The sequence below is a fragment of the Nitratireductor arenosus genome (assembly GCF_009742725.1).
Taxonomy (GTDB): Bacteria; Pseudomonadota; Alphaproteobacteria; order Rhizobiales; family Rhizobiaceae; genus Mangrovimarina; species Mangrovimarina arenosa.
On sequence record NZ_WPHG01000002.1, the window covers coordinates 350,234 to 373,703 of the forward strand.

Sequence of the window (23,470 nt, forward strand, 5' to 3'; positions counted from 1 at the left end):
CGGCCGCGATCGTCCGTGCGGGCGTCCGGTCAGGCCGGGCGCACGAGCACGTGCTTCTTGCGGCCGACGGACAGCTTGACGACGCCGTCCCGCAGATCTGGTTCGCCGATGACGCGGCGGTCGTCGGAAACGGGCTCGTCATTGACCTTCACCGCGCCGCCCTTGACGTGACGCCTGGCCTCGCCGTTCGAACCCGCCAATCCGGCCTTGACCAGCAGGCTGAGGAGCCCGCTTCCTTCGCCGAGTGCCGCGGCGGCGATCTCGATGGTCGGCAGGCTTTCGGCAAGCGCGCCTTCCTCGAAGGTCTTGCGGGCGGTCTCGGCCGCCGTCCCGGCTGCGTCGCGGCCATGCAGCATCGCGGTGACCTCGGTCGCCAGGACCTTCTTGGCCTCGTTGATCTCCGCTCCGCCGAGAGCAGCCAGCCGCGCGATCTCGTCGAGCGGCAGCGTCGTATAGAGCTTCAGAAAGCGGCCGACATCGGCGTCTTCGGTGTTGCGCCAATATTGCCAGAACTCGTAGGCGCCCAGCATGTCCGGGTTGAGCCACACCGCGCCATCCGCGCTCTTGCCCATCTTGGCGCCGGACGAGGTGGTCAAAAGCGGCGAGGTCAGCGCGTAGAGCTGCGGCGTGCCCATGCGGTGGCCGAGATCGATGCCGTTGATGATGTTGCCCCACTGGTCGGAGCCGCCCATCTGCAGGCGGCAGCCATAGCGCCGGTTCAGTTCCACGTAATCATAGGCCTGGAGGATCATGTAGTTGAATTCCAGGAAGGACAGCGACTGCTCGCGGTCGAGGCGGGTTTTGACCGAATCGAACGCCAGCATGCGGTTGACGGAGAAATGCCGTCCGACATCGCGCAGAAATTCGACATAGTTGATGTCGAGCAGCCAGTCGGCATTGTCGACCATCACCGCCTCTCGCGGGCCGTCGCCGAAGGTCAGGTAGTTGGAAAACACACGCTTGATGCCGGCGATGTTGTCGGCGATCGTTTCCGGTGTCATCAGCTTGCGCGCCTCATCCTTGAAGGAGGGGTCGCCGATCATGCCGGTGCCGCCGCCCATCAGGGCGATCGGACGGTGGCCGGTCTTCTGCATCCAGTGCAGCATCATGATCTGGATCAGGCCGCCGGCATGCAGGCTGGGCGCCGTCGGATCGAAGCCGATATAGGCCGTCACGGTTTCGCTGGCGAACAGATCGTCGAGGCCGGTCTCATCGGACAATTGATGGATGAAACCGCGCTCGGACAGGGTGCGCAGGAAATCGGATTTGAACGCGGACATCGTCTTGACTTTCGGTGGCGTGAAAAATGCCCGGCGCGCGGCCGTGGCAATCGGGACGATGCGGCTTTAGCATCGCTTGCGGCAGAATCACAAGAAAGTTGGGATCGCACGGGAAGGGTGGCGCGCCATGACGGAGACTTGCGTGCTCGGCCTGATGAGCGGCACGTCGATGGACGGGATCGATCTGGCGCTGGTCGAGACCGACGGCGATGCGCGGGTGCGCCGTGGCGCCTCGTATTTCGTCGCCTACGAGGCCGGGTTCCGGCGCCGGCTCGAGGCGGCGCTGGAAACCGCCCGCTCGATCGAGGCGCGGCACGAGCGGCCCGGCGATCTCGCCGCGCTCGAGGACGAGATCACCAGGCGCCATGCCGTCGCCGTCAGGGCGTTCGTTGACACCCTGCCGAAATCGGGACCGAAACCGACGCTGATCGGCTTTCACGGCCAGACGGTGCTGCACCGCCCGGAACGGGCGTTGACGGTGCAACTGGGCGACGGCGCTCTGCTGGCGCGGGAAACCGGCCTGCCGGTGGTGTTCGACATGCGCGCCAACGATATGGCGCAGGGCGGCCAGGGCGCACCGTTGGTTCCGGCCTATCACGCCGCGCTCGCCAGAACGCTTCCGGCCGAGTTCGCGGGCCGGCCGCCGGTGGCGTTCGTCAATATTGGCGGCATTTCAAATATCAGCGTCGTGCCGCAACGCGGCGACCCCATCGCCTTCGACACCGGGCCGGGAAACGCCTTGATCGACCAATGGGTGGCGGGCGAGGGCGGGGTGCCGTTCGACGCCGACGGCATGATCGCGTCAGAGGGCCGGGTGCGTGGGGGCGTCGTGGAAGCCTATCTCGCCAATCCCTGGTTCGAACGCACGGGCGCGAAATCGCTCGACCGGGCCGATTTTACGCTCGAACCGGCGCGCGGGCTCGAACTTGCCGATGGCGCGCGCACGCTGGCGGCGGTCTCGGCGGCGGCGATCATGAAGGCGGTCGAAAACCTGCCCAAGACGCCACGGTTGTGGATTTTGTGCGGCGGCGGTCGGAAAAACCCGCATATCGTGGCCGATATGCGCGAGGAGGCGCAGCGGCGCGGCGCGGGTGACGTGATCCTGGCCGAGGATGCGGGGCTGGACGGCGACGCGATGGAGGCCGAGGCCTGGGCCTATCTCGCCGCGCGCTCGCGCACGGGCCTGCCGCTTACCTGGCCGACGACGACGGGCTGCCGCAAGCCGGCAAGCGGCGGCGTTTTGGCGCTTCCCTGACAGCGCGGACTTGGCGGGCGCGTCAGCCTTCGCGGCGAGAATGGGCGCGGACAAGCCCGGCGACTTTTTGCGCGTCCGGGGCGGTTTCGCTCTCCAGGCCCGCGGCGACGCCGAGGCGATCGACTTCGGACCGGTTCTGGCTGACCTTCCATTTGCCTTCGATCGAGGCGATTTCGATCTCCAAGCCGACAATGCCGCCGATCTGGGCGTCGACGAAGCGTTGCGGCGCGTCGCTCACCGCCCAGGGCTCGGCGCGGTGGTCTTCGTGCATTCGGGTCAGATCGCCGATCTGGCGTGCCAGCCAGTCCCTGTCCTCGATGATCGCCGGTCTGCCGCGCGCCTGGACGATGGCATAATTCCAGGTCGGCACGACCTTGCCGGTCTCGCGCTTGGTTGCATACCAGGAGGGTGTCACATAGGCGTTTGCACCCTGGAACACGGCCAATACCGGTCTTTGCGGCCGGTCGACAATCAGCCTCCAGTGCGGGTTGGCACGCGACAGATGCGCGCGCAACGTGCCGTTTCCTCCCCTGTCGACGTCGAGCAGGAAGGGCAGGGGGTCGGCGACCGGGCCCTGCGGCCCGGCGGTTACGAGAAGTCCGAGCGGGTGCGCCCGGATCAGATCGTGCAGGACATCAAGCCGTTGTTCGCGGAAATGCGGCGGCTGATACATCCCGCGCGCCTTATCTCAGCCGCTTCGGCCGTGGTTCGGCCAATTCGCCGGCAAGGCGCCGGTCGAGATAGTCCGAGCAGTCGCCGATCAGATCGTCGGCGTGGCTGGTGAAGAAGTGGTTCGCCCCTTCCAGCGTCTTTTGGGTGATGGTGATGCCCTTTTGGGTGTGCAGCTTGTCGACTAGCGTCTGCACGTCCTTGGGTGGCGCGACCTTGTCGGCATCGCCGTGGATGATGAGACCCGACGACGGGCACGGCGCCAGGAAGGAGAAGTCGTAAATATTGGGCTGCGGCGCGATCGAGATGAAACCCTCGATCTCGGGACGGCGCATCAGCAATTGCATGCCGATCCAGGCGCCGAACGAATAACCGGCCACCCAGCAATTCTTCGAATCGGGATGCAGCGACTGCACCCAGTCGAGCGCGGCCGCCGCGTCGGACAATTCTCCAGTGCCGTGGTCGAACTGACCCTGGCTGCGGCCGATGCCGCGGAAATTGAAACGCAAGGTGGTGAAATCGCGCTTCTGGAACATGTAAAACAGATCGTAGACGATCTTGTTGTTCATCGTGCCGCCGAATTGCGGGTGCGGATGCAGCACCAGGGCAATCGGGGCGTTTTTTTCCTTTGACGGCTGGTAGCGGCCTTCCAGGCGGCCATCCGGTCCGGCAAAAATCACTTCGGGCATGAATACTCCACAAACCGTCCGATCAGGACGTTATTCGGCGCCGGTCCGACCTTGACGCGGGGCCGACGCCTCCATAGAAGCTAGTTTAGAACCGTTCCAAACTTGGCGAAGAGCCGTCAATCTGGCAAGGCGGGTAGATAGGACGTGTCGTGGCGTGATTTCAAGGAAATTGCGCGCGGCGCCGCGAAATCGGAAAGCAGGATCGAACCGGCAGGCATGCACGCACAGCGCGCTTATCTCGATTATAACGCCAGCGCGCCGCTCCTGGAGACGGCGCGGACGGCGATGCTGGCTGCTCTGGACACCGGCGGCAACGCCTCTTCGGTCCATGCCGAGGGGCGGGCGGCGCGGCGCCTGATCGAGGAAACCCGGCGCGAGATCGCGGCGCTTGTGGGCGGCGCCGCCGAGCATGTCACCTTTACCTCCGGAGCCAGCGAAGCGGCCTCGATGCTGGCTTTGCCGGACTGGCGCATGGGCCGTGCCCCACTGCGACTCGAACGGCTGTTTGTGGCGGCGAGCGATCATCCTTGCCTGCTCGGCGGAGGGCATTTCGCGCACGAAAACGTCCATCTTCTGCCGGTCGACCGCGACGGGCTGATCGATCCGGACGCGGTGAAGGCGATACTCGCCGCCAATGGGGTCGCAGGAAAGAGCCTGGTCGCGATCCATATGGCCAACAACGAGACAGGCGTCATCCAGCCGGTCGCCGATATCGCCCGCGTCGCGAAGGAGGCGGGCGCCTTGTTCGCGCTCGACGCGGTGCAGGCCGCGGGGCGCATTCCGCTCGACATCGCCGATCTCGGGGCCGATTTCCTGATCCTGTCGGCGCACAAGATCGGCGGGCCCAAGGGCGCCGGCGCCCTGGTGGCCGCTTCCGGGCTGGTCATGCCCGAGCCGCTGGTGCGCGGCGGAGGCCAGGAAAAGGGCCATCGCGGCGGAACCGAGAACGTGGCCGCGATTGCCGGCTTCGGCGCCGCCGCGCGCGAGGCCGCGCGGGCCGTGGAGCTGATGGACGGTGTGCGCGCCTTGCGCGACGAGGCCGAACGGGCAATCCGCGAGATCGCGCCACGGGCAACGATATTCGGCGCGTCGGCGCCGCGCCTGCCGAATACGAGCTTCTTTTCCGTGCCGGGGCTGAAGGCCGAAACCGCGCAGATCGGCTTCGATCTCGCCGGGATCGCGCTGTCGGCGGGGTCGGCCTGTTCGTCGGGCAAGGTCGGTCCGAGCCACGTGCTGGCGGCGATGGGCTACGGCGAGGAGGCGTCGGCGTTGCGGGTTTCGCTCGGCATGGCGACGCGAGCCGGCGATATCGAACGTTTTGCAAGCGCCCTACGCGGTGTCGTCGCGCGCGGAGCAGAGGAAAAAAGTCACGCCGCCTGACATTCGGGAAACTTGCCCGAAAATGTCAGGAAAAATTGTCGCTATGGCCGGAAACGGGCTTTTACCGGGGTGATTTTCCCGGTTGTGCACACTACATGAGGCATACGCCGCGAGTGGTGCCATAGTTTGAAGACTGCCGGGCCTTGAACCTGGCGAGGATGGAGAACGCTGATGCCTGCCGTGCAGGAGACGATTGAGCAGGTCCGCAATATCGACGTGGACCAGTACAAATATGGTTTCGAGACGCTCATCGAGACCGACAAGGCGCCGAAGGGCCTCAACGAGGACATCATCCGGCTGATCTCGGCCAAGAAGGACGAGCCGGAATGGATGCTGGACTGGCGTCTGGAAGCGTTTCGGCGCTGGCAGACGATGAGCGAGCCCAGCTGGGCGCGGGTGTCCTATCCCGAGATCGATTTCCAGGACATCCACTATTACGCCGCTCCCAAAAGCACCTCCGGTCCGACCTCGCTCGAGGAGGTCGACCCCGAATTGCTGCGCACCTATGAAAAGCTCGGCATTCCGCTCAAGGAGCAGGAAATCCTGGCCGGCGTGCGCAAGCAGGGCGAGCCGTCCGATCTCGACGCGATCGAGGGCAATGGCGGACGACGAGTGGCCGTCGACGCGGTGTTCGATTCGGTCTCGGTGGTGACGACCTTCAAAAAGGAGCTGGCGGCGGCCGGCGTGATCTTCTGCTCGATTTCCGAGGCGATCCGCGAGCATCCCGATCTGGTGCGCAAATATCTCGGCACGGTGGTGCCGACCAGCGACAATTATTACGCGACCCTCAATACGGCGGTCTTTACCGACGGGTCGTTCGTCTACGTGCCCAAGGGCGTGCGCTGCCCGATGGAGCTGTCGACCTATTTCCGCATCAACGAAAAGAACACCGGCCAGTTCGAACGCACACTGATCATCGCCGAGGAGGGCGCTTATGTGTCCTACCTGGAAGGGTGTACGGCGCCGCAGCGCGACGAGAACCAGCTCCACGCGGCTGTCGTCGAACTGATCGCGCTCGACGACGCGGAGATCAAATATTCGACGGTGCAGAACTGGTATCCCGGCGACAAGGACGGCAAGGGCGGCATCTACAATTTCGTCACCAAGCGGGGCGACTGCCGGGGCAAGAATTCCAAGATCTCCTGGACCCAGGTCGAAACCGGCTCGGCGATCACCTGGAAATATCCCTCCTGCATCCTGCGCGGCGACAATTCGCAGGGGGAGTTCTATTCGATCGCGGTCTCCAACGGCCACCAGCAGATCGATTCCGGCACCAAGATGCTGCATCTGGGCAAGAACACGGTGTCGCGTATCATCTCCAAGGGCATTTCGGCGGGCAGGTCCAACAACACCTATCGCGGCCAGGTGTCGGTGCATCGCAAGGCGACCAACGCGCGCAATTTCACCAATTGCGATTCGCTGCTTATCGGCAACGATTGCGGCGCACACACCGTGCCCTATATCGAGGCCAAGAACGCGACCGCCAAGCTCGAGCACGAGGCGACGACGTCGAAAATTTCGGAAGATCAACTCTTCTACGTCATGCAGCGCGGCATTCCGGAGGAGGAGGCGATCGCGCTGATCGTCAACGGCTTCGTCAAGGAAGTCATCCAGGAACTGCCGATGGAATTCGCCGTCGAGGCGCAGAAGCTGATCGGCATCTCGCTCGAGGGCAGCGTGGGGTAATCGCGGGCTTCCGGTCCGCGCAACATGAACACGCGCCCCTGGCGCCGTTGGAAAACTTCGAAACGAGACAAGAATGCTTGAGATCAAGAACCTTCACGCCCGCGTCGCCGAGACCGGCACCGAGATCATCCGCGGGCTCGACCTGACCGTGAAGGCCGGCGAAGTCGCCGCCATCATGGGCCCGAACGGCTCGGGCAAATCGACGCTGTCCTATGTCCTTGCCGGTCGTCCGGATTACGAGGTCACCGACGGCGATATCCTCTATGACGGCCAGTCGATCCTGGAGATGGATCCGGCCGAGCGCGCGGCCGCCGGCGTCTTCCTCGCCTTCCAGTATCCAATGGAGATACCCGGGGTCGCGACGATGGAGTTTCTGAAGGTCGCGATCAATTCGCAGCGCCGCGCCCGCGGCGATGCGGAGCTGAAGATTCCCGACCTTCTGAAGAAGGTCAAGGAGGCCGCCGGCACGCTCGAGATGGACATGGCGATGCTCAAGCGGCCGCTCAATGTCGGGTTTTCCGGCGGCGAGAAGAAGCGCGCCGAGATCCTGCAGATGATGCTTCTGGAGCCGAAGCTGTGCGTGCTGGACGAGACCGATTCCGGTCTCGACATCGACGCGCTGAAGATCGTCGCCGACGGCGTCAACGCGTTGCGTTCGCCCGAGCGCGCCATGGTCGTCATCACCCACTATCAGCGCCTTTTGGACTATATCGTGCCCGACACGGTGCATGTGCTGTCGCGCGGCCGGGTGGTGAAGTCGGGCGACAAGGGTCTGGCGCTGGAACTCGAGAAGAACGGTTACGCCGGTGTCGTCGGCGAGGCCGCGTAGGTGACCACGATGAATGTTCATGCCACCCCGCAAATGACGGCGGCCGAACAGGCGCTGATCGACACCTATGGCCAGCTCTTTTCCGATCTGCCGGGCGACACCGCCGTTGTCGTCAGGCGCGACGAGGCGGTCGAGGCGCTGAAATCGGGCCTGCCGACACGCCGTGTCGAGGCTTGGCACTACACCGATCTGCGCCGGCTTTTGAGCACGGTTCCGGCCTTCGATCCTCTCGCGCGTGCAAAGGAGCAACCGGCGCTGTTGAGCGGCGCCACGGTGTTGCCTGTGCTTTCGGGCACGGTCACGTCCATGCCGCAGATCGAGGGCGTCGCGATCCGGCGGATATTCGACCGGCTGAGCGACGGCAGTCTCGCGGCGCAGCTTTTCGACGGCGATGCGGCCGACGCGATCGGCGCGATCAACACGGCCTTTGTCGGCGACGGCTACGCGCTCGACATCGCCGAGGGCGCGGAGATCGCCAAACCGATCGAATTGCAAAACCTGCATGAAGGCGGCCAGACGCATGTGCGTTTTGCCACCCACGCCGGCCGCAACTCACGCGCCACGATCGTGGAGCGCCAGACCGGGACCGGCGAGGCGCTGGTTTCGGCCATAAGCCACATCACGGTCGAGGACGGCGCCGAGCTGACCTGGATCATTCTCCAGGAACAGCCGGACGATGCGACTTTTCTCGGCCAGACCAATATCGAGATCGGCGCGGACGCGAAGTTCACGCTGTTCTTCATGAACGCCGGCGGCAAGCTGGTGCGTCAGGAGGTGACGGTCAATGTCGCGGGCGAGGGGTCCGAGTTCATCCTGCGCGGCGTCAACCTTTTGGCGGGCGGGACGCATTGCGACGTGACCATGGTGCTCGACCACGCCGCGGCCAACACGGTCTCGACCGAAGTGATACGCAACGTCGTCACGGACCAGGCCAAGGGCGTGTTTCAGGGTCAGATACGCGTTGCGCGCGAGGCGCAGAAGACCGACGCCAAGATGGCTTGCAACACCCTGCTTCTGACGGATGAGGGCGAGTTCTCGGCCAAGCCGGAACTGGAGATCTTTGCCGACGACGTGGCGTGCGGGCACGGCGCGACGGTGACGGAAATCGACCAGGGCCATCTGTTTTACCTGATGGCGCGCGGCATCGACGAAAAGACCGCGCGCGGATTGCTGGTGCGCGCCTTTCTGGCCGAGGTGATCGAGGATCTGGAAAACGAGGCGATGGTCGAGGCGCTGGAAGAAAAGCTGACGGCGTGGTTTGCCACGCATGGCTAATGCCGGACGAAGCGGGGCGGTCTCGGCGGCCGGCGCCGACCGCGCCGGTGTGAGCGCTTCGCAGCCGGCAAGCGGGCCAACCAACCGGGAGTAGCAGGACCATGGATCAGAAAGTCGAATCCGCTCCCTACGACGTCGAGGCGATCCGCCGCGACTTTCCCATCCTCGCGCGCGAGGTCTACGGCAAGCCGCTGGTCTATCTCGACAACGGCGCCTCGGCGCAAAAGCCGCAGGCCGTGCTCGACGCGATCGCCCATACCTATGGCGTCGAATACGCCAATGTGCATCGCGGCCTGCATTTTTTGTCCAATGCGGCGACCGACGCCTATGAGAAGGCGCGCGAGACCGTGCGCGGCTTCGTCAACGCGGCGAGCGTCGATGAGATCGTCTTCACCAAGAACGCGACCGAGGCGATCAACACCATCGCCTATGGCTGGGGCATGCCGCATATCGGCGACGGCGACGAGATCGTGCTGTCGATCATGGAGCATCATTCCAACATCGTGCCGTGGCATTTCATTCGCGAACGCCAGGGCGCGAAACTGGTGTGGGCCCCGGTCGACGAGGAGGGAGTGTTCCATCTCGACGAATTCGAGAAATGCCTGACCGCGCGCACCAAGCTGATCGCGATCACCCACATGTCAAACGTGCTCGGCACGGTGGTGCCGATCCGCGAGATCTGCCGCATCGCGCATGAGCGCGGCATCAAGGTCCTGGTCGACGGCAGCCAGGCGGCCGTGCACATGCCGGTCGACGTGCAGGAGCTGGGCTGCGACTTTTATGTGTTTACCGGCCACAAGCTCTACGGCCCCTCCGGCATCGGCGTGCTCTACGGCCGCATGGAGGCACTGGAAGCGACGATACCTTTCCAGGGCGGCGGCGAGATGATCGAGGACGTGGCGATGGAGGGCGTGACCTACAACCACCCGCCGCATCGCTTCGAGGCCGGAACGCCGCCGATCGCCCAGGCGATCGGGCTGGGCGCGGCGATCGATTATGTCGAATCGATCGGGCGGGCGCGCATCGCCGCCTACGAGGCGGATCTGCGCGATTACGCCCATGAGCGCCTGCGCGGGGTGAACGCGCTGCGTATTCTGGGCAATGCGCCGGACAAGGGGGCGATCATCTCCTTCGAGTTGGAGGGGATACACGCCCATGACGTGTCAATGGTGATCGACCGCTCCGGCGTGGCGGTCCGGGCCGGCACCCATTGCGCCCAGCCGCTGTTGAAGCGGTTCGGGGTGACGTCGACATGCCGGGCCTCGTTCGGCCTTTACAACACCAGGGCCGAGGTTGACGCCCTGGTCGAGGCGCTGGAAAAGGCGCGGACATTTTTCGGATGAGCGAGATGAGCGACGACACCACCACACCGCACGCAGAAACGGCGCCGGCATCGGCTCTCCCGCAGGACGAGCTGGCACGGCTGACCGACGACATCGTCAGCGCGATCAAGACCGTCTACGATCCCGAGATTCCGGCCGATATCTACGAGCTCGGCCTGATCTACAAGATCGACATCGAGGACGACCGCTCGGTCAAGATCGACATGACCCTGACCGCGCCGGGCTGTCCGGTCGCCGGCGAGATGCCGGGCTGGGTTGAAAACGCGGTCGGCACCGTTGAAGGTGTGTCCGGCGTCGAGGTCAGCATGGTGTTCGACCCGCCCTGGACACCCGACCGGATGTCGGAAGAAGCCCAGGTCGCGGTCGGCTGGTATTGACCGGCGGGTTGCGCAAGACGCGAATCTTTACCATCTTAATGTCAGCATCATCATTCGGCGGGCCTTGAACCCGCGCGCAATGGAGAAACGATCATGGGCCGGTTTCAGGTCATCACGATAACGGACGAGGCGGCCGCGCGAGTGTGCGAGATCGTCGAAAACCGCGACGGCGCGCGAGGCGTGCGTGTCGGCGTGAAAAAGGGCGGCTGCGCCGGCATGGAATATACGGTCGATCTGGTGACCGAGGCGGACGCCAAGGACGATCATGTCGAGCATGGTGGCGCGCATGTCTATGTCGCGCCCGAGGCGAGCCTGTTCCTGCTCGGCACGGAAATGGGCTACGAGGTGTCGACGCTGCGCTCAGGCTTCACCTTTTCCAATCCCAACCAGTCCTCGGCCTGCGGCTGCGGCGAGTCGGTGGAGTTGAAGCCGGCCGATCTCAAAGCGCTCGCCGAGGCGCGCGGAGCCGGCGCCGTTTGAGCGACGCGCGCGGTCCGTGCCTTTCGTATCGTCGCTGACAGAACGGACGGTTGCCGCCGTCGATCAGCCATGAACAAGGACTGTTCTCGAAGCGGTTTTTTCTGGCGGCATGGGCGCATCGGCACGACGGCGTCGTCATCGCCGTGATCCTGGGCTGCGAGCCCGATGCTGAAGAGGGACTTAGAGGTTGCCGGCGCTCACGAGGCGGCCGGGGCGGAACGCCGGACCTACGTCAATTTTTTGCGCGGCAAGCAGATGCGGATGCCGTTGGGCGGCGCCGTCGACGATGCCGCACTGGCCGAGACTGGCGTTCGAAGCGGAAATGCGGGCCGGGGCGTGAAACCGCGTCTGCGGCGGCGGCTACGTTTCAGACCTTGACCACGACCTTCATGAAATCGGGCATGTCGTCGCCGAAGCCAACCGGCGCGTCGCCGAGATCGTCCTTGCGCGAGCGGTTCCGCTTTTCGCGCGGGGGGGCGTCGCGAGGTCCGCTGTCACGACCGCCGGTCGTGTCGCGGCGATTGGCGTTGTCGGCCTTGATCGCGCTTTTGCGGGCCGTCTTGGCGTCGCCGTCATCGGTCTCGCCGGTTTGCGCGGGCGCTGCCGCCACGGGAGCCGCCGGTGCCTGCTCCTCGGTGGTTTCGGCCTTCCTGCTGCGGGGCTTGCCGCGCGTCTTTTCGCCCTTGGCGGCTCGGCTGCCGCGTCCGCGGCGCGGCGCCTCGTCCTCTTCGTCCGCCGACAGGGTCGACAGGTCGCCGTCGTGCCATTCGATCGTTTGGCCGATCAGCTTTTCGATCGCGTCGACATATTTCTTGTCCGAGCGGGTGGCGATCGTGAAGGCCTTGCCGGCGCGCCCGGCCCGGCCGGTGCGGCCGATGCGGTGGACATAGTCCTCGGCATGGATCGGCACGTCGAAATTGAACACATGGCTGACGGCGGGGATGTCGAGCCCGCGCGCGGCGACGTCGGAGGCGACCAGAAGCTTCAGCTTGCCGTCACGGAAATTGGCCAGCATCGCCATGCGGGCGCGCTGGTCCATGTCGCCATGCAGCGCACCGGCGTCGAATTCATGCCGGGTCAGCGAGCGGAACAACTCCGACACGTCCACCTTGCGGTTGCAGAAGATGATCGCGTTGGTCAGCTCGTCTTCCTGCTCGCGGATCAGCCGGCGCAGCGTGTCGCGCTTGTCCCATGCCTTGCCCGGCGATTTCACCAGGCGCTGGGCCACGGTTGCGGCCGTGCTCGCCGCGCGGGCGACCTCGACGCGCACCGGCGCCTGCAGGAACTTTTCGGTCAGCTTGGTGATCTCCGGCGGCATGGTGGCCGAGAAGAACAACGTCTGACGGGTAAAGGGTATCATCTCGCAGATGCGTTCGATATCGGGGATAAAGCCCATGTCGAGCATCCGGTCGGCTTCGTCGATGACGAGAATGTCGACGCCGGTCAGAAGCAGCTTGCCGCGCTCGCGATGGTCGAGCAGCCGGCCGGGCGTGGCGATCAGCACGTCGGCGCCGCGTTCCAGCTTCTTTTCCTGCTCGTCGAACGATACGCCGCCGATCAGAAGCGCGATGTTGAGCCGGTGGTTCTTGCCGTATTTGATGAAGTTTTCCTCGACCTGCGCGGCGAGTTCGCGCGTCGGTTCGAGGATCAGCGTCCGCGGCATGCGCGCCCGGGCACGGCCCTTTTCGAGCCGGGTGAGCATCGGCAGCACGAAGGAGGCGGTCTTGCCGGTCCCCGTCTGGGCGATGCCGAGAATGTCCTTGCCTTCCAGCGCATAGGGAATGGCGCCGGCCTGGATCGGTGTCGGCGTCGTGTAGCCTGCGTCGGTGACCGCGGACAGGACCTTGGGCGACAGACCCAGATCCGCAAAAGTTTTCGCCTGTTCGGCAGTCTGCTCGTTTGATGGCACGATGTTGAAATGTCTTTTTGGCTTGTGTTGCCGGGCACGTCGCACGCGGCAAGCAGGGCACTCAAGCCCGCTTTCTGAAGCTGGCGTTACGTTGCATGGGCCGGAAAGTCAACCGTTTACCCCCAATATCGGCGGCGCGGATGCCCCTGGAGCCCGATTCAGGCGGGTTGTTGTCGATTTGCCGTGTATCTGCCGGGGACGGCGTTCAGTAGCGGAACTGCTCGGACAGGATGCGCTCGTCCCAGCTATGGCTTGCGTCGAACAGGATGGTGGCGGTCGTGTCGTGCGCCTCGCGCACGGTCACGGAAGCGACCGACTTGATCTCGGTGTGGTCGGCGACCGCGTTGACGGGCCGTTTTTGCGGTTCCAGCACGTCGAAGCGCACGGTCGAGCGGTTCGGGATCAGGGCGCCGCGCCAGCGCCGCGGCCGAAAGGCGCTGACCGGGGTCAGGGCGAGAAGCGGGGCCTCGAGCGGCAGGATCGGGCCCTGCGCGGACAGATTATAGGCCGTCGATCCGGCCGGCGTGGCGACCATGACCCCGTCGCAGATCAACTCGTCCAGGCGCACCTTGCCGTCGATGGTGATGCGGAGCTTGGCCGCCTGATAGGACTGGCGCAGCAGCGAAACCTCGTTGATGGCGAGCGCGTCAGTCGTGTTGCCGTCCGTGTCGACGGTGCGCATGTGCAGCGGCCGGATGGTTTCGGCGACCGCGTCCTCGATCCGCTCGCGCAGGTCGGTTTCGCGGTATTCGTTCATCAAGAAACCGATCGTGCCGCGGTTCATCCCGTAAATGCTGCGGCCCGAACTCATCATCTGGTGCAACGTCTGGAGCATGAAGCCGTCGCCGCCGAGCGCGACGATGACGTCGGCCTCCTCGAGCCGTTCCTGGCCGTAAAGCGTGGAGAGACGGTTGGCGGCCTCGCGCGCGTCCGGCGTGTCGGCCGAAATAAAGGCCAGGCTCGGCGGGTTTTCGCTCACCTTTGTCTCTCCTCCACAGGCGCGATCGCGGTCGGGCAACGGCGCGCACGCCGCCGGTTAGCACGCGCCGGGCATCAGGCAAAGCCGCGGCGTGTCGGGCAAACGCCGGAGGCACCCCTTTACTGGTGCGGAAAATATGATAACGGACGGGCGTGCCCTTGTAGCTCAGCTGGTAGAGCAGCGGTTTTGTAAACCGAAGGTCGCGGGTTCGATTCCTGCCGGGGGCACCATTTTCCAACGGTCCATCGCGGAGACACGCGGGACGGCTTGCCGCCCGAGACCGCCGTTCCGTTCAGCCGGCGAACGCCTTTTGCGCCATGCGGCGGATGAAGCCTGCGGTGCGCGCCGGCTCGACGAATTGCGGCATGTGGCCGACGCCTTCCAGGATTTCCAGATCGAGTCCTTCGACCGCATCGCGCATCGCGAGCCCGTGCACGGCGTGGTTGAGCACCCGGTCGGCGTCGCCGAACAGGATGCCGACCGGCATGGCGAGCGCGCCGTAGCGGGTTTGCTGGCCCGGCATGGCGGTCTGCGCGGCGACGAAATCGGCCGCCGTGGCGGCAAAATGGCTCGGCCTGAGGCCGAGATAGCCGCCGCCGCCGATGGCGTAGTCGGCCGGAACGGCCTGCGGGCCGAAGACGAAATCGAGCGTGGCCTCGGCCCGTCTGAGCGCCATCGGGATCGCAACCGTATGGGCAAGAACGGCGCGCAGGACGGGCGAGGGGATGTCGAGCCCTTTGAAGCCGCTCGGCTTTTCGCCCTGGTGATGGGTGAGCGGGGCAAGCAGCGCCAGGCCGGCGACCGTGTCGGGAAAATCGAGCGCGACGCGCAAGGCGATCGCGCCGCCGAGCGAATGTCCGACCAGCAGCGGCTTTTGCAGCTTAAGCCGGTCGATGAGAGCGGCGATCACCCGGGCCTGATCGCCGATGTCGGCCGCGCTGCCGCTTCTTGTCGAATAGCCCGATCCGGGCCGGTCGATCGCGATCAGGCGAAAATCGTCGGCCAGGAGCGGAAAAAGCGGCTGGCGGAAATGATGCAGCTGGCCGCCGAGCCCGTGAACGAACAGGATCGGCCGGCCCCGGCCTTGCTCGACATAGTGGATCGTATCGCCGTCGATCTCGACGGTCTTGCCGGTTTGCGGGACGGCCCGTTCGGCATCGGCGGCGAGTTTTTCTGTCCGCCAGGCAAAATAGGCCACGACAGCGGCGACGAGGCCGACCGCGACCAGGACGAACCACAACAAGAAGGTCAGCAAGGGCAAGGCTCCGATGAGGCGGCCGCGAGCCTATATCAGGACAAGCCGGAATGGGAACCGGTTCGCGGCCGATACCGGGTTTCGGACAAGGCGTTCGGCGTTGCGGCTGCCCGGCTTCGGCGCTGTTTCCTCACCGGCCCGACCTGCCGGCGCAGGCCACGCACAGCGGCACGGTCGGGTCGACGTCGAGGCGCTTCCAGCCGATGAAGGCGCCGCAGTCGAGGCAATAGCCGAAATCGCCCGTCTGGATGCGCTTCAGCGCCGCGCCCAGCCGGGCCTGGCGGGTCTGGCGGCGCTGTTCGACCGCCTGCGCCATCGCCTGTTGCTGCATGGCGTCCATGCGCGACAGCCGGCCGACGCTTTGCTGGTCGAGTTCGACCGGGGCGCGGTCGGCGGCCGTTTGGTGCGATTGCGCCTCAAGCTGCGCCAGCTCCGCCTCGATCAGGCAGCGGTAGCGGGCGGCAAGCGCGTCGTCGTCCGGTTCGACCGTGGTCATGCTGCGCGCGACAATGGCGCGAATGCGCCGGTTCGGCAAAGGAAATCGCCGCGCACGCCGGCTGCGCGCTCGCGGGTGGCCCGAAAGCCGCCCGCCGGCGTCATGGCCAGTGTGCTGTCAGCCGTGCAGGCGCGCGGTGAGTTCGGCCACGCGTTTGCCCTGGAAGCGCGCGCCCTCCAGTTCCTGCTCGGAGGGCATGCGCGAGCCGTCCGTGTTGCTGGTCGTGGTCATGCCGTAGGGCGCGCCGCCACGCACGACGTCGTTGCCGCTCTGCCCCTCATAGGCGTAGGACAGCGGCACGATGATCATGCCATGGTGCTGGAGCGACACCTGGGCGCTGATCAGGGCGAATTCGGCCCCGCCATGCTGGGTCGCCGTCGACGACATCACCGAGGCGACCTTGTCGATCAACGCGCCCTTGGCCCACAGCGAGCCGGTCTGGTCGAGAAAATTCTTCATCTGGGCGGCCATGGCGCCATAGCGCGTCGAGATGCCGAAAATGATGCCGTCATAGTCGGCGAGTTCGGACGGCTCGGCGATCGGCGCGTCCTGGTCGAGCTTGTAGTGCGCCGCCTTGGCGACGTCTTCGGGAACGAGTTCGGGCACCCGTTTGACCGTCACGTCGACGCCGGCGTCGCGCGCGCCCTCGGCCGCGGCCTTGGCCATCGCCTCCATGTGGCCCCAGCTCGAGTAGTAAAGCACCAATATCTTGGTCATCAAATCGTCTCCTGACTGTCCGTATTTCACGGCCCGACAACTCTCCTGCCGGGCCATGGTTCCTATGTGCGGAGCGGCGTCGTTCGATAAAAGTGCGCGATTGGTGACGGTTCGTTCACTGACTCCCCGCGATTGCCCGCGTCGGCGGAGGGCGCTATGGGGCGATGGCAGTGCGTGAAAGGAAGCAGATGAGCGACATCGTGACAGCGGCCATGCTCGTCATCGGCGACGAGATCCTGTCGGGGCGGACCAAGGACCGCAATATCGGCCATCTGGCCGAGATGATGACGGCGATCGGCATCGACCTGAAGGAAGTGCGCATCGTCGCCGACGACGAGGACGCCATCGTCGAGGCGCTGAACGCGATCAGGGCGCGCTATACCTATGTGTTCACCACCGGCGGTATCGGGCCGACTCACGACGACATCACCGCCGACGCGGTCGCCAAGGCGTTCGGGCTGCCTTGCGAGCATGACGAGCGCGCCTATGCCATGCTCGCCGAAAATTATGCCGAGCGTGGCATGGATTTCACCGAGGCGCGCAAGCGGATGGCGCGGATGCCGCGCGGTGCGGTGCATATCGACAATCCGGTGTCGATCGCGCCGGGGTTCAGGATCGAAAACGTTCATGTCATGGCCGGCGTGCCGTCGATCTTCCAGGCCATGCTCGACAATGTCGTGCCGGGCCTGAAGACCGGGACCAGGCTGATTTCGGTCTCGATCCACTGCCCGGCCGGCGAGGGCACGATCGGCGGCCCGCTGGGCGAGATCCAGAAGCAGCACCCCGACACGATCATCGGCTCTTATCCGAAATATCTCGACGGCAAGTTCTGGACCGAACTGGTGGTGCGCGCCCGCACGCCCGAGGCGCTGGCCCCGGCTGAGGAGGCGGTGCGCCAGATGGTGGCCCGGTTGACGGACTCGGCTGCCGCGATCTGATCTTTTTTCCCGCTTTTGCTGATTTTGGTCAAAAGCGGAACGGATCGATGTAGATTAGGGTTTCCCCGAAGACAGCCGGTGCGCCGGCGTGAACGGAGGTTGTCATGGTCTACAAGACGATTGTTGCCGTGTTGCAGGACGAGGACGATGCCGGGCGCGCGCTCGACGTCGCGGTCGCGTTCGCCCAGAGATCGGATGCGCATCTGATCGGGGTCCACGCCGAGGCGCTGCCGGTGCCGATCGCCTCGCCGATGGGCTTTCCCGACGCCGCTCTGATGGGCGCGGAAGAGGATATGAGCCGCGAACGCGCGGACAGGCTTGAAAAGCTGTTTTCGCAGCGCATGAAGCGCGAAAGCGTGTCGTGGGAGTGGCGCTCCATGTACAGTTTTTCCGGCGACAGCGCCCTGTCGGCGCTCGAAAGCGCGCGCTGCGGCGACCTCGTGGTCGCCGGCCAGGTCGATCCCGAAAAGGGCGCAGCCGGATCACCCGATATCGAAACCCTGATCCAGGGGGCCGGGCGCCCGGTGCTGGTCGTGCCGTGGCGCGGCACGGCGACGACAAGCGCCAAACGGATCGTTGTCGCCTGGAACGGCTCGCGCCAGGCCGCCCGCGCGGCGTTCGACGCCCTGGCTCTGATCGTTGAGGCCGACGAAACCACGATCCTGAGCGTCGATCCGGTCGCCAATCCGGGCGAGCAGGGCGCGCTTCCGGGCGCCGAGATCGCGGCCGCACTGGCGCGCCACGGCGCGCGTGTGACGGTTGAAAACCGCGGTTCCGGCGACCAGTCCGTTGCCGAAACCATCGCGCAAGTCGTGACCGACAAGAAGGCCGACCTGCTCGTGCTCGGCGCATTCAGCCATTCGCGGCTGAAGGAGATGTTTTTCGGCGGCACGACGCGCACGACGATCGAAAACCCGCCCTGTCTGACCCTTTTGGCGCGCTGAGTCTGGCAAACCGGCAGGGACGGTAGAAAAAAGACGCACACACGGGGTGCCGGCCCCGAGGGACGCCGTCAGCGTCCGCGTTTCCTGCCGTGCGTCTTGATCTGCCAGCGGCGGTGAAACCACATCCATTGGCCGGGATCCTCGCGCACCCAGACTTCCACGACGTCGTTGATCGTCTGGGTCGCGGCCTCGATGTCGATGCGGCCCTTGTCGGTGCGCGGAAGGACGACTTTCTCGCCGATCTCGATGCGGAAGCGGTTGCCGGGCAGGCGCGTGCAGCGGGTGGGATGGACCTCGCAGTCGAACTGCCTGGCCAGCCGGGCCAGCACCGGGCTCGACTGGCAGGGCCGGCCGAAAAAGGTGGTCGGCACGCCGTCGATGAATTTCTGGTCGACGAGCATGCCGACATGGCCGCCATCCTCCAGCACGCGGGCCAGCGCGAACACCGAGCCGGGGCGCGAGGCGATCAGGTCGCCCATCGTGGCCTCGCGCTTTTCCATCAGCGCCGCCGCCAGATAGGGGTTGTTGGGGGCGCGGTAGAGCGCGCTGACCGGCAGGCCGTATTTGGCGGCGATGATCGGCAGCAGCTCGAAATTGCCGAGATGGGCGGTGAACAGGATGCGCGGCGCCGGGTTGTCGCGCAGGTCAAGGAAGATGTCGGCGCCGACCACCTCGACGCGGGCGGGCAGGCCGTGTTCATCCTCTTCCTCGATCAGCTTTTCCAGAAAGACGTATTCGCCGGCGAGCCGGGCCATGTTGCCCCACATGTCGGAGGCGATCGCCTGCAATTCGTCCTCGGTCTTGTCGGGGTAGGCGGCGCGCAGATTGGCGAGCGCGGTGCGATGGCGCCCGGCAAGCGGACCGATGCGGCGCGCGGCGCGGTCGAGGAAGGCGAGGGCGGAGTCGGCCGGCAGCCGGCGCAAAAGAGCGAGCAGGCCGAGCGTGACTTTCGCGATCAGCCAGTAGTTCGCCGTTTGCAGCGCGCGCGTGGCGCGGATCGCCGCCCGGCGGGTCAGGTCTGGTGCCGTTGCAGCCATCGTGCCGTCCCGGAGGGCTCGCTGCCTGGCATGGCGGTCTATGCCACGCGCAGGATGATCTTGCCGAAGACGTCGCGGCCTTCCATGCGCGCCAGCGCCGCGGCGATGCCGTCGAAGCCGACCTCGGTGTCGATCACCGGCGCGACGTGGCCGGCGGCCATTTTCTGCATGGCGTCGGCCATGTTTTCCATGCGGCAGCCGAACGATCCGAAAATCTTCAATTGCTGCTGGAAGAGCTGCATCAAATTCATGCTGGTCGACACGCCCGAGGTCGAGCCGCAGGTGACGAGCCGGCCGCCGCGTTTGAGGCACAGCATCGAGCCGGCCCAGGTGTCGGCGCCGACATGCTCGAAGACGACGTCGACGCCTTTCTTGCGGGTCAGCTTGCGCACCACGCCCTCGAAACGGTCCTCGCGGTAGTTGATGACGTGATCGGCGCCGAGCGCCCTGGCCTGTTCGGCCTTGTCGTCGGAACCGACGGTGGTGATGACGGTGCAGCCCATCTTCCTGGCGAGCTGGATCGCAGCCGAGCCGATGCCCGAACCGCCGGCATGGACCAGGATCGTTTCGCCGGGCTCGAGCCGGGCATTGTCGAACAGCATGTGCTCGACCGTGCCGAAGGTGACCGGGGCGACCGCCGCGCCGACATCGTCGACGCCGGGCGGCGCCGGCACAAGAAGCCGCGCCGGCAGGTTGATGCGTTCCTGGGCGAAACCGTCGAGGTGGAAACCGTGCACGCCCGACACGTGCTCGCACAGATTGTCGCGGCCCTCGCGGCAGGGGCGGCAGAGCCCGCAGGTGCGCGCGCCATAGATCGAGACCAGTTGGCCCGGCGCCAAATGGCCGACGCCGGCGCCGAGCGTTTCGACCACGCCGGAGGCTTCCGCACCGATCACCAGCGGCATCTTGCGCTTGGCGAAGGCCATGCCGCGCCAACCCCACACGTCGATATGGTTGAGCGCGACGACGCGGATCGCCACCGTCACCTCGCCCGGGCCGGGCTGCGGCGGCGGCGGCAGGTCCACCTGTTCGAGCCTACGATCCTCGACGAGCTGCAATGCGCGCATGGGCGGCGGGTCCTTGGTAAAGGGCGTCCGCTTAGACCGGTTCGCGGCCCATGACAAGGCACGCGTTCTGGCCGCCGAAGCCGAAGGAGTTCGACAAGGTGCTCGCCACGTCGGCGTGACGCTTGATGTTGGGCACCACGTCGAGCTCGATCGCGGGGTCGGGCGTGTCGTAGTTGATCGTCGGCGGGATCACGCCTTCGCGCATGGTCAGCAGTGAAAAGGCGGCCTCGATCGCGCCGGCGGCCGACAATGTGTGGCCGATCATCGACTTGTTGGACGAGATCGGGATTTCGCGCATGCGCTCGCCGAAAACGGTCGACAGCGACAGGTGCTCCATTTTGTCGTTTTCGGGTGTGGAGGTGCCGTGGGCGTTGATGTAACCGACCTCGTCGGCCGCCATGCCGGCGTCGGCCAGGGCCGCGCGCACGGCCGCGATCGCCGGCGAGCCGTCCGGCTTGGAGCGGGTACGGTGAAAATCGTCGGCCTTTTCGCCGCAGCCGCGGATCACGCCCAGTATCTCGGCGCCGCGGGCCTGCGCGCTTTCGAGCGATTCCAGCACCAGGGCCGCCGAGCCCTCGGAGATCACGAACCCGTCGCGATCCTTGGAGAACGGCCTGGAGGCCTTTTCGGGCGGCTCGTTCTGGGTCGATAGCGCCGACAGCAGCGAAAAGCGGATCAGCGCCTCCGCGGTGGCAGAGCCGTCGGCGCCGATCGCCAGCGCCCGGTCGCATTCGCCGCGCCGGATGGCTTCCACGCCGAGCTGGATCGCCGTGGCGCCGGAGGCGCAGGCCGTCGACAGCGTGACCGGCAGGCCACGCGCGCCGAACAGCTCCGCGAGCCGCTCGGCGATCATGCCGAACTGGGTCTGGTCGTAGGCGTCGGGGCGACGCCCGTCGCGGGCGACGGCCAGCAACCGCCGATAGCCTTCTTCCTGTTCGGGGCCATGGCGGTAAAGCGCGAAGCGCTCGTGCCAGTCGAGTTCGACCGGGGGCGCGGCGAGAAAGAGCGGCCCGCCCAGAGCCGTATCGAGCCCGGCTTCGGCGAGCGCTTCGCGGCCGGCGGTTTCGGCGAGCTCGTCGGTCAGCGCGGAAGCGCCCCTTGTGCTGGACGGCAGGAAATCGACCATGCCGGAAATGCGTGTGGAGAGCAGATCGACGGGGAAGCGGGTGATCGCATGGATGCCGGACTTGCCGGCCGTCAGCGCCTGCCAGTTCTCGCGCTTGCCCACGCCCAGCGCGGTCACGACGCCGATCCCGGTCACTGCCACGGTACGCCTGCCAAAACGATCGTTTTTGCTCATCTCACGCTCCAAACCGCGCCGGCGGCCGCGGTATTCAGGCCGGTTCGATCAAGGCCGCGCCTTCGCCCCGGCGATACCCGATCGTGGTCGCGACCACGGCGCCGACGGCGGCGGCGGCCGTTTCGCAACCGGCATCGAAGGGGGCAAGGGCATGGTTTTTCTCCACCGCCAGGGCGGCGAGCGCGACGGCGAAGGGAAACTGGGCTTCCTTCAAATGGCCGGTCAGGGAGGAAAAGCCGCGCGCGGCCAGACCGCGTTTGTCGAGAGCGGTCTTTTCCGCGACGGTCGCCGCCGCGGCACCGGATGCGCCGGACATGGCGAAGGCCGGCGTGACACCGTTCGACGCCGTCTCGATGAGCGCGCCGATCCTGTCGGGAAAGGTTTCCGGCGCGCGGCTGCTTCCTTCCGAGACGATCCGGCCGATCATGGCATAGGCTTTGCGTCCGCGCTCTTGTGCGTGCGCGCGCGTTTCCAGAACCAGAAAGGCCGCGCCCGAACCGGTGATGATGCCGCCCCGCTCACCGCGCGCCCATACCGGCGCCCAGTCGCCACGATGCAGAAGGCCGTCCAGCTCGTAGCTCAACAGATAGTCGGGATGCTCGCTCTGGAAGGCGCCGCCGACCAGGAGATGGCTCGACTGGCCGGCGCGGATGCGGGCCACCGCCGTCTCCAGCGCCGAAACGCCGGCACCTTCCTCACCCATGAAGGTGCGCGAGGAGCCGGTGACCTTGTGGACGATCGAGATGTTGCCGGCCAGAAGGTTGGAAAGCTGGGCCAGAAACAGCGTCGGCCTGAGTTCCGTCGTCAGCTTCTCGTTCAACAGCAGGTCCTGGTCGTTGCGCGTCAGCGAAGCGTCCAGGATTGCAGTGTCGACGGCCAGGTCGCGCTCGCCGCCGCCGGCGGCCACGATCATGTCCATCGTCGCGCACAGAGCCTCGTCGCCCTTGATGGCGGCGTCGTCGAGCGCGAGGCCGGCCGCATAGGTGCCGAGCCGCTGCCAGGTCTCCATCTGGCGCTGGTCGCCGCGTCGCGGGATCTGCGCGCTCCAGTCGATTTCGGGCAGAGGGTGGACGCTGTAGGGGCTGAAGCGCTCGGCGTCGACGACCGGCGCGGGGCTGTCGGCGGTCAGCGCATCCCAATGCGCCTGCCTGCCCACGCCCAGGCAGGAGACGATGCCGATGCCGGTGATGACGACGTCCTGGTCGCTCATGCCCCTGTCACGTCTTTGCGAGTGAATGACGACCCGTCAGGCCTTGGCCGCAACCAGCGCGTCGATCTTGGCGCACAGGTTCTTCATGACGAAATAATCCTCTGTGGGAACCTTGCCGTCATTGACCTCCTGGGTCCACTTCTCGAGCGGGATCTTGATGCCGAATTCCTTGTCGATCGCAAACACGATGTCGAGGAAGTCCAGGCTGTCGATGCCGAGATCGTCGATCGTGTGGCTTTCGGCGGTGATGGTGTCGCGGTCGATCTCGCTGGTCTCCGCGATGATGTCGGCAACTCTGTCGAACGTGGAGGGCACGGTTTTATCCTTGGGAAATCTCGAAATGGTCGGTCGCGGT

General features: G+C 65.8%; 23 protein-coding genes and 1 tRNA gene. 11 read left to right on the forward strand and 13 right to left on the reverse strand.

Features of this window, described 5'->3' with window-relative positions; genetic code table 11:
- Positions 1-29 precede the first annotated feature (29 nt).
- Positions 30-1,280 (reverse strand): tyrosine--tRNA ligase, encoded by a 1,251-nt coding sequence (gene tyrS / locus GN330_RS08590; protein WP_156712278.1) that lies wholly within the window; start codon positions 1,278-1,280, stop codon positions 30-32.
- Positions 1,281-1,407: 127 nt separating this feature from the next.
- On the opposite strand from tyrS, the gene GN330_RS08595 reads away from it, so the two are divergent.
- Complete coding sequence (locus GN330_RS08595) at positions 1,408-2,535, forward strand: anhydro-N-acetylmuramic acid kinase (RefSeq protein WP_156712279.1); 1,128 nt, start codon at positions 1,408-1,410, stop codon at positions 2,533-2,535.
- A gap of 22 nt (positions 2,536-2,557) precedes the next feature.
- Here the strand turns inward: GN330_RS08595 and GN330_RS08600 are convergent, their stop codons facing one another.
- Together GN330_RS08600 and GN330_RS08605 are read right to left on the reverse strand one after the other, a co-directional pair.
- Entirely contained in the window at positions 2,558-3,208 is a 651-nt protein-coding gene (locus GN330_RS08600) for an FMN-binding negative transcriptional regulator (protein ID WP_156712280.1), read from the reverse strand.
- Between the two features lie 10 nt (positions 3,209-3,218).
- Positions 3,219-3,893, reverse strand: coding sequence for an alpha/beta hydrolase (locus GN330_RS08605; RefSeq protein ID WP_156712281.1), 675 nt, complete (start codon positions 3,891-3,893; stop codon positions 3,219-3,221).
- Between the two features lie 216 nt (positions 3,894-4,109).
- On the opposite strand from GN330_RS08605, the gene GN330_RS08610 reads away from it, so the two are divergent.
- The 7 genes from GN330_RS08610 (at position 4,110) to sufA (ending at position 11,263) form a co-directional block, all read left to right on the forward strand.
- Positions 4,110-5,273 carry a cysteine desulfurase family protein gene (locus tag GN330_RS08610; RefSeq protein WP_156712282.1) on the forward strand — a complete coding sequence of 388 codons (1,164 nt, stop codon included), beginning with the start codon at positions 4,110-4,112 and terminating at the stop codon, positions 5,271-5,273.
- A gap of 171 nt (positions 5,274-5,444) precedes the next feature.
- A complete protein-coding gene (gene sufB / locus GN330_RS08615) occupies positions 5,445-6,959 on the forward strand; it encodes a Fe-S cluster assembly protein SufB (protein ID WP_156712283.1) in 1,515 nt (504 codons plus the stop codon).
- A gap of 73 nt (positions 6,960-7,032) precedes the next feature.
- Entirely contained in the window at positions 7,033-7,788 is a 756-nt protein-coding gene (gene sufC / locus GN330_RS08620) for a Fe-S cluster assembly ATPase SufC (protein ID WP_156712284.1), read from the forward strand.
- Positions 7,789-7,797: 9 nt separating this feature from the next.
- Entirely contained in the window at positions 7,798-9,063 is a 1,266-nt protein-coding gene (sufD, locus tag GN330_RS08625) for a Fe-S cluster assembly protein SufD (RefSeq protein ID WP_156712285.1), read from the forward strand.
- 101 nt (positions 9,064-9,164) lie between these two features.
- On the forward strand, positions 9,165-10,406 hold the full coding sequence (locus GN330_RS08630; RefSeq protein WP_156712286.1) for a cysteine desulfurase: 1,242 nt from the start codon (positions 9,165-9,167) through the stop codon (positions 10,404-10,406).
- A complete protein-coding gene (locus tag GN330_RS08635) occupies positions 10,403-10,783 on the forward strand; it encodes an SUF system Fe-S cluster assembly protein (protein ID WP_156712287.1) in 381 nt (126 codons plus the stop codon). The genes GN330_RS08630 and GN330_RS08635 overlap by 4 nt, the downstream gene beginning before the upstream one ends.
- 93 nt (positions 10,784-10,876) lie before the next feature.
- Positions 10,877-11,263, forward strand: a complete 387-nt coding sequence (gene sufA, locus GN330_RS08640) for a Fe-S cluster assembly scaffold SufA (protein ID WP_156712288.1) — start codon at positions 10,877-10,879, stop codon at positions 11,261-11,263.
- Positions 11,264-11,630: 367 nt separating this feature from the next.
- Here the strand turns inward: sufA and GN330_RS08645 are convergent, their stop codons facing one another.
- Positions 11,631-13,172 (reverse strand): DEAD/DEAH box helicase, encoded by a 1,542-nt coding sequence (locus GN330_RS08645; protein ID WP_343040464.1) that lies wholly within the window; start codon positions 13,170-13,172, stop codon positions 11,631-11,633.
- Positions 13,173-13,377: 205 nt separating this feature from the next.
- Positions 13,378-14,151: an NAD kinase gene (locus GN330_RS08650; RefSeq protein ID WP_343040465.1), complete on the reverse strand. Its 774-nt coding sequence runs from the start codon at positions 14,149-14,151 to the stop codon at positions 13,378-13,380.
- Between the two features lie 154 nt (positions 14,152-14,305).
- On the opposite strand from GN330_RS08650, the gene GN330_RS08655 reads away from it, so the two are divergent.
- Positions 14,306-14,381: transfer RNA gene (locus tag GN330_RS08655), tRNA-Thr, on the forward strand.
- Between the two features lie 62 nt (positions 14,382-14,443).
- On the opposite strand, the gene GN330_RS08660 is transcribed toward GN330_RS08655, so the two are convergent.
- The 3 genes from GN330_RS08660 to wrbA all read right to left on the reverse strand — a co-directional run bounded on the left by GN330_RS08660 (position 14,444) and on the right by wrbA (position 16,619).
- A complete protein-coding gene (locus GN330_RS08660) occupies positions 14,444-15,406 on the reverse strand; it encodes an alpha/beta fold hydrolase (protein ID WP_246188596.1) in 963 nt (320 codons plus the stop codon).
- 130 nt (positions 15,407-15,536) lie between these two features.
- Complete coding sequence (locus GN330_RS08665) at positions 15,537-15,902, reverse strand: TraR/DksA family transcriptional regulator (RefSeq protein ID WP_156712291.1); 366 nt, start codon at positions 15,900-15,902, stop codon at positions 15,537-15,539.
- A 117-nt stretch (positions 15,903-16,019) separates the two neighbouring features.
- Positions 16,020-16,619 carry an NAD(P)H:quinone oxidoreductase gene (gene wrbA, locus GN330_RS08670; protein ID WP_156712292.1) on the reverse strand — a complete coding sequence of 200 codons (600 nt, stop codon included), beginning with the start codon at positions 16,617-16,619 and terminating at the stop codon, positions 16,020-16,022.
- A gap of 188 nt (positions 16,620-16,807) precedes the next feature.
- On the opposite strand from wrbA, the gene GN330_RS08675 reads away from it, so the two are divergent.
- A complete protein-coding gene (locus GN330_RS08675; RefSeq protein ID WP_156712293.1) occupies positions 16,808-17,557 on the forward strand; it encodes a competence/damage-inducible protein A in 750 nt (249 codons plus the stop codon).
- Positions 17,558-17,661: 104 nt separating this feature from the next.
- Complete coding sequence (locus GN330_RS08680; protein ID WP_156712294.1) at positions 17,662-18,501, forward strand: universal stress protein; 840 nt, start codon at positions 17,662-17,664, stop codon at positions 18,499-18,501.
- Positions 18,502-18,569: 68 nt separating this feature from the next.
- On the opposite strand, the gene GN330_RS08685 is transcribed toward GN330_RS08680, so the two are convergent.
- Genes GN330_RS08685 through GN330_RS08705 form a run of 5 tightly spaced genes read right to left on the reverse strand, consistent with a single transcriptional unit; the run spans position 18,570 to position 23,430 of the window.
- Entirely contained in the window at positions 18,570-19,538 is a 969-nt protein-coding gene (locus tag GN330_RS08685) for a lipid A biosynthesis lauroyl acyltransferase (protein WP_156712295.1), read from the reverse strand.
- Positions 19,539-19,576: 38 nt separating this feature from the next.
- On the reverse strand, positions 19,577-20,605 hold the full coding sequence (locus GN330_RS08690; RefSeq protein ID WP_156712296.1) for a zinc-binding dehydrogenase: 1,029 nt from the start codon (positions 20,603-20,605) through the stop codon (positions 19,577-19,579).
- A 31-nt stretch (positions 20,606-20,636) separates the two neighbouring features.
- Positions 20,637-21,905 carry a beta-ketoacyl-ACP synthase gene (locus tag GN330_RS08695; protein WP_156712297.1) on the reverse strand — a complete coding sequence of 423 codons (1,269 nt, stop codon included), beginning with the start codon at positions 21,903-21,905 and terminating at the stop codon, positions 20,637-20,639.
- A 34-nt stretch (positions 21,906-21,939) separates the two neighbouring features.
- Positions 21,940-23,115 (reverse strand): beta-ketoacyl-ACP synthase, encoded by a 1,176-nt coding sequence (locus tag GN330_RS08700; RefSeq protein ID WP_156712298.1) that lies wholly within the window; start codon positions 23,113-23,115, stop codon positions 21,940-21,942.
- A 36-nt stretch (positions 23,116-23,151) separates the two neighbouring features.
- The gene (locus GN330_RS08705; protein ID WP_343040466.1) at positions 23,152-23,430 is read right to left on the reverse strand and encodes an acyl carrier protein; all 279 of its coding nucleotides are present in this window, start codon (positions 23,428-23,430) and stop codon (positions 23,152-23,154) included.
- Between the last annotated feature and the right edge of the window lie 40 nt (positions 23,431-23,470).

What these genes read in the sequence shown, in the direction of transcription:
- GN330_RS08700 (WP_156712298.1), bottom strand. Translation starts at nt 23,115, where the DNA reads ATGAGCGACCAGGACGTCGTCATCACCGGCATCGGCATCGTCTCCTGC.
- GN330_RS08635 (WP_156712287.1), top strand. Translation starts at nt 10,403, where the DNA reads ATGAGCGAGATGAGCGACGACACCACCACACCGCACGCAGAAACGGCG.
- wrbA (WP_156712292.1), bottom strand. Translation starts at nt 16,619, where the DNA reads ATGACCAAGATATTGGTGCTTTACTACTCGAGCTGGGGCCACATGGAG.
- GN330_RS08665 (WP_156712291.1), bottom strand. Translation starts at nt 15,902, where the DNA reads ATGACCACGGTCGAACCGGACGACGACGCGCTTGCCGCCCGCTACCGC.
- GN330_RS08600 (WP_156712280.1), bottom strand. Translation starts at nt 3,208, where the DNA reads ATGTATCAGCCGCCGCATTTCCGCGAACAACGGCTTGATGTCCTGCAC.
- GN330_RS08695 (WP_156712297.1), bottom strand. Translation starts at nt 21,905, where the DNA reads ATGAGCAAAAACGATCGTTTTGGCAGGCGTACCGTGGCAGTGACCGGG.
- sufA (WP_156712288.1), top strand. Translation starts at nt 10,877, where the DNA reads ATGGGCCGGTTTCAGGTCATCACGATAACGGACGAGGCGGCCGCGCGA.
- sufB (WP_156712283.1), top strand. Translation starts at nt 5,445, where the DNA reads ATGCCTGCCGTGCAGGAGACGATTGAGCAGGTCCGCAATATCGACGTG.
- GN330_RS08610 (WP_156712282.1), top strand. Translation starts at nt 4,110, where the DNA reads ATGCACGCACAGCGCGCTTATCTCGATTATAACGCCAGCGCGCCGCTC.
- sufC (WP_156712284.1), top strand. Translation starts at nt 7,033, where the DNA reads ATGCTTGAGATCAAGAACCTTCACGCCCGCGTCGCCGAGACCGGCACC.
- GN330_RS08690 (WP_156712296.1), bottom strand. Translation starts at nt 20,605, where the DNA reads ATGCGCGCATTGCAGCTCGTCGAGGATCGTAGGCTCGAACAGGTGGAC.
- GN330_RS08595 (WP_156712279.1), top strand. Translation starts at nt 1,408, where the DNA reads ATGACGGAGACTTGCGTGCTCGGCCTGATGAGCGGCACGTCGATGGAC.
- GN330_RS08675 (WP_156712293.1), top strand. Translation starts at nt 16,808, where the DNA reads ATGAGCGACATCGTGACAGCGGCCATGCTCGTCATCGGCGACGAGATC.
- tyrS (WP_156712278.1), bottom strand. Translation starts at nt 1,280, where the DNA reads ATGTCCGCGTTCAAATCCGATTTCCTGCGCACCCTGTCCGAGCGCGGT.
- GN330_RS08685 (WP_156712295.1), bottom strand. Translation starts at nt 19,538, where the DNA reads ATGGCTGCAACGGCACCAGACCTGACCCGCCGGGCGGCGATCCGCGCC.
- GN330_RS08630 (WP_156712286.1), top strand. Translation starts at nt 9,165, where the DNA reads ATGGATCAGAAAGTCGAATCCGCTCCCTACGACGTCGAGGCGATCCGC.
- sufD (WP_156712285.1), top strand. Translation starts at nt 7,798, where the DNA reads ATGAATGTTCATGCCACCCCGCAAATGACGGCGGCCGAACAGGCGCTG.
- GN330_RS08680 (WP_156712294.1), top strand. Translation starts at nt 17,662, where the DNA reads ATGGTCTACAAGACGATTGTTGCCGTGTTGCAGGACGAGGACGATGCC.
- GN330_RS08605 (WP_156712281.1), bottom strand. Translation starts at nt 3,893, where the DNA reads ATGCCCGAAGTGATTTTTGCCGGACCGGATGGCCGCCTGGAAGGCCGC.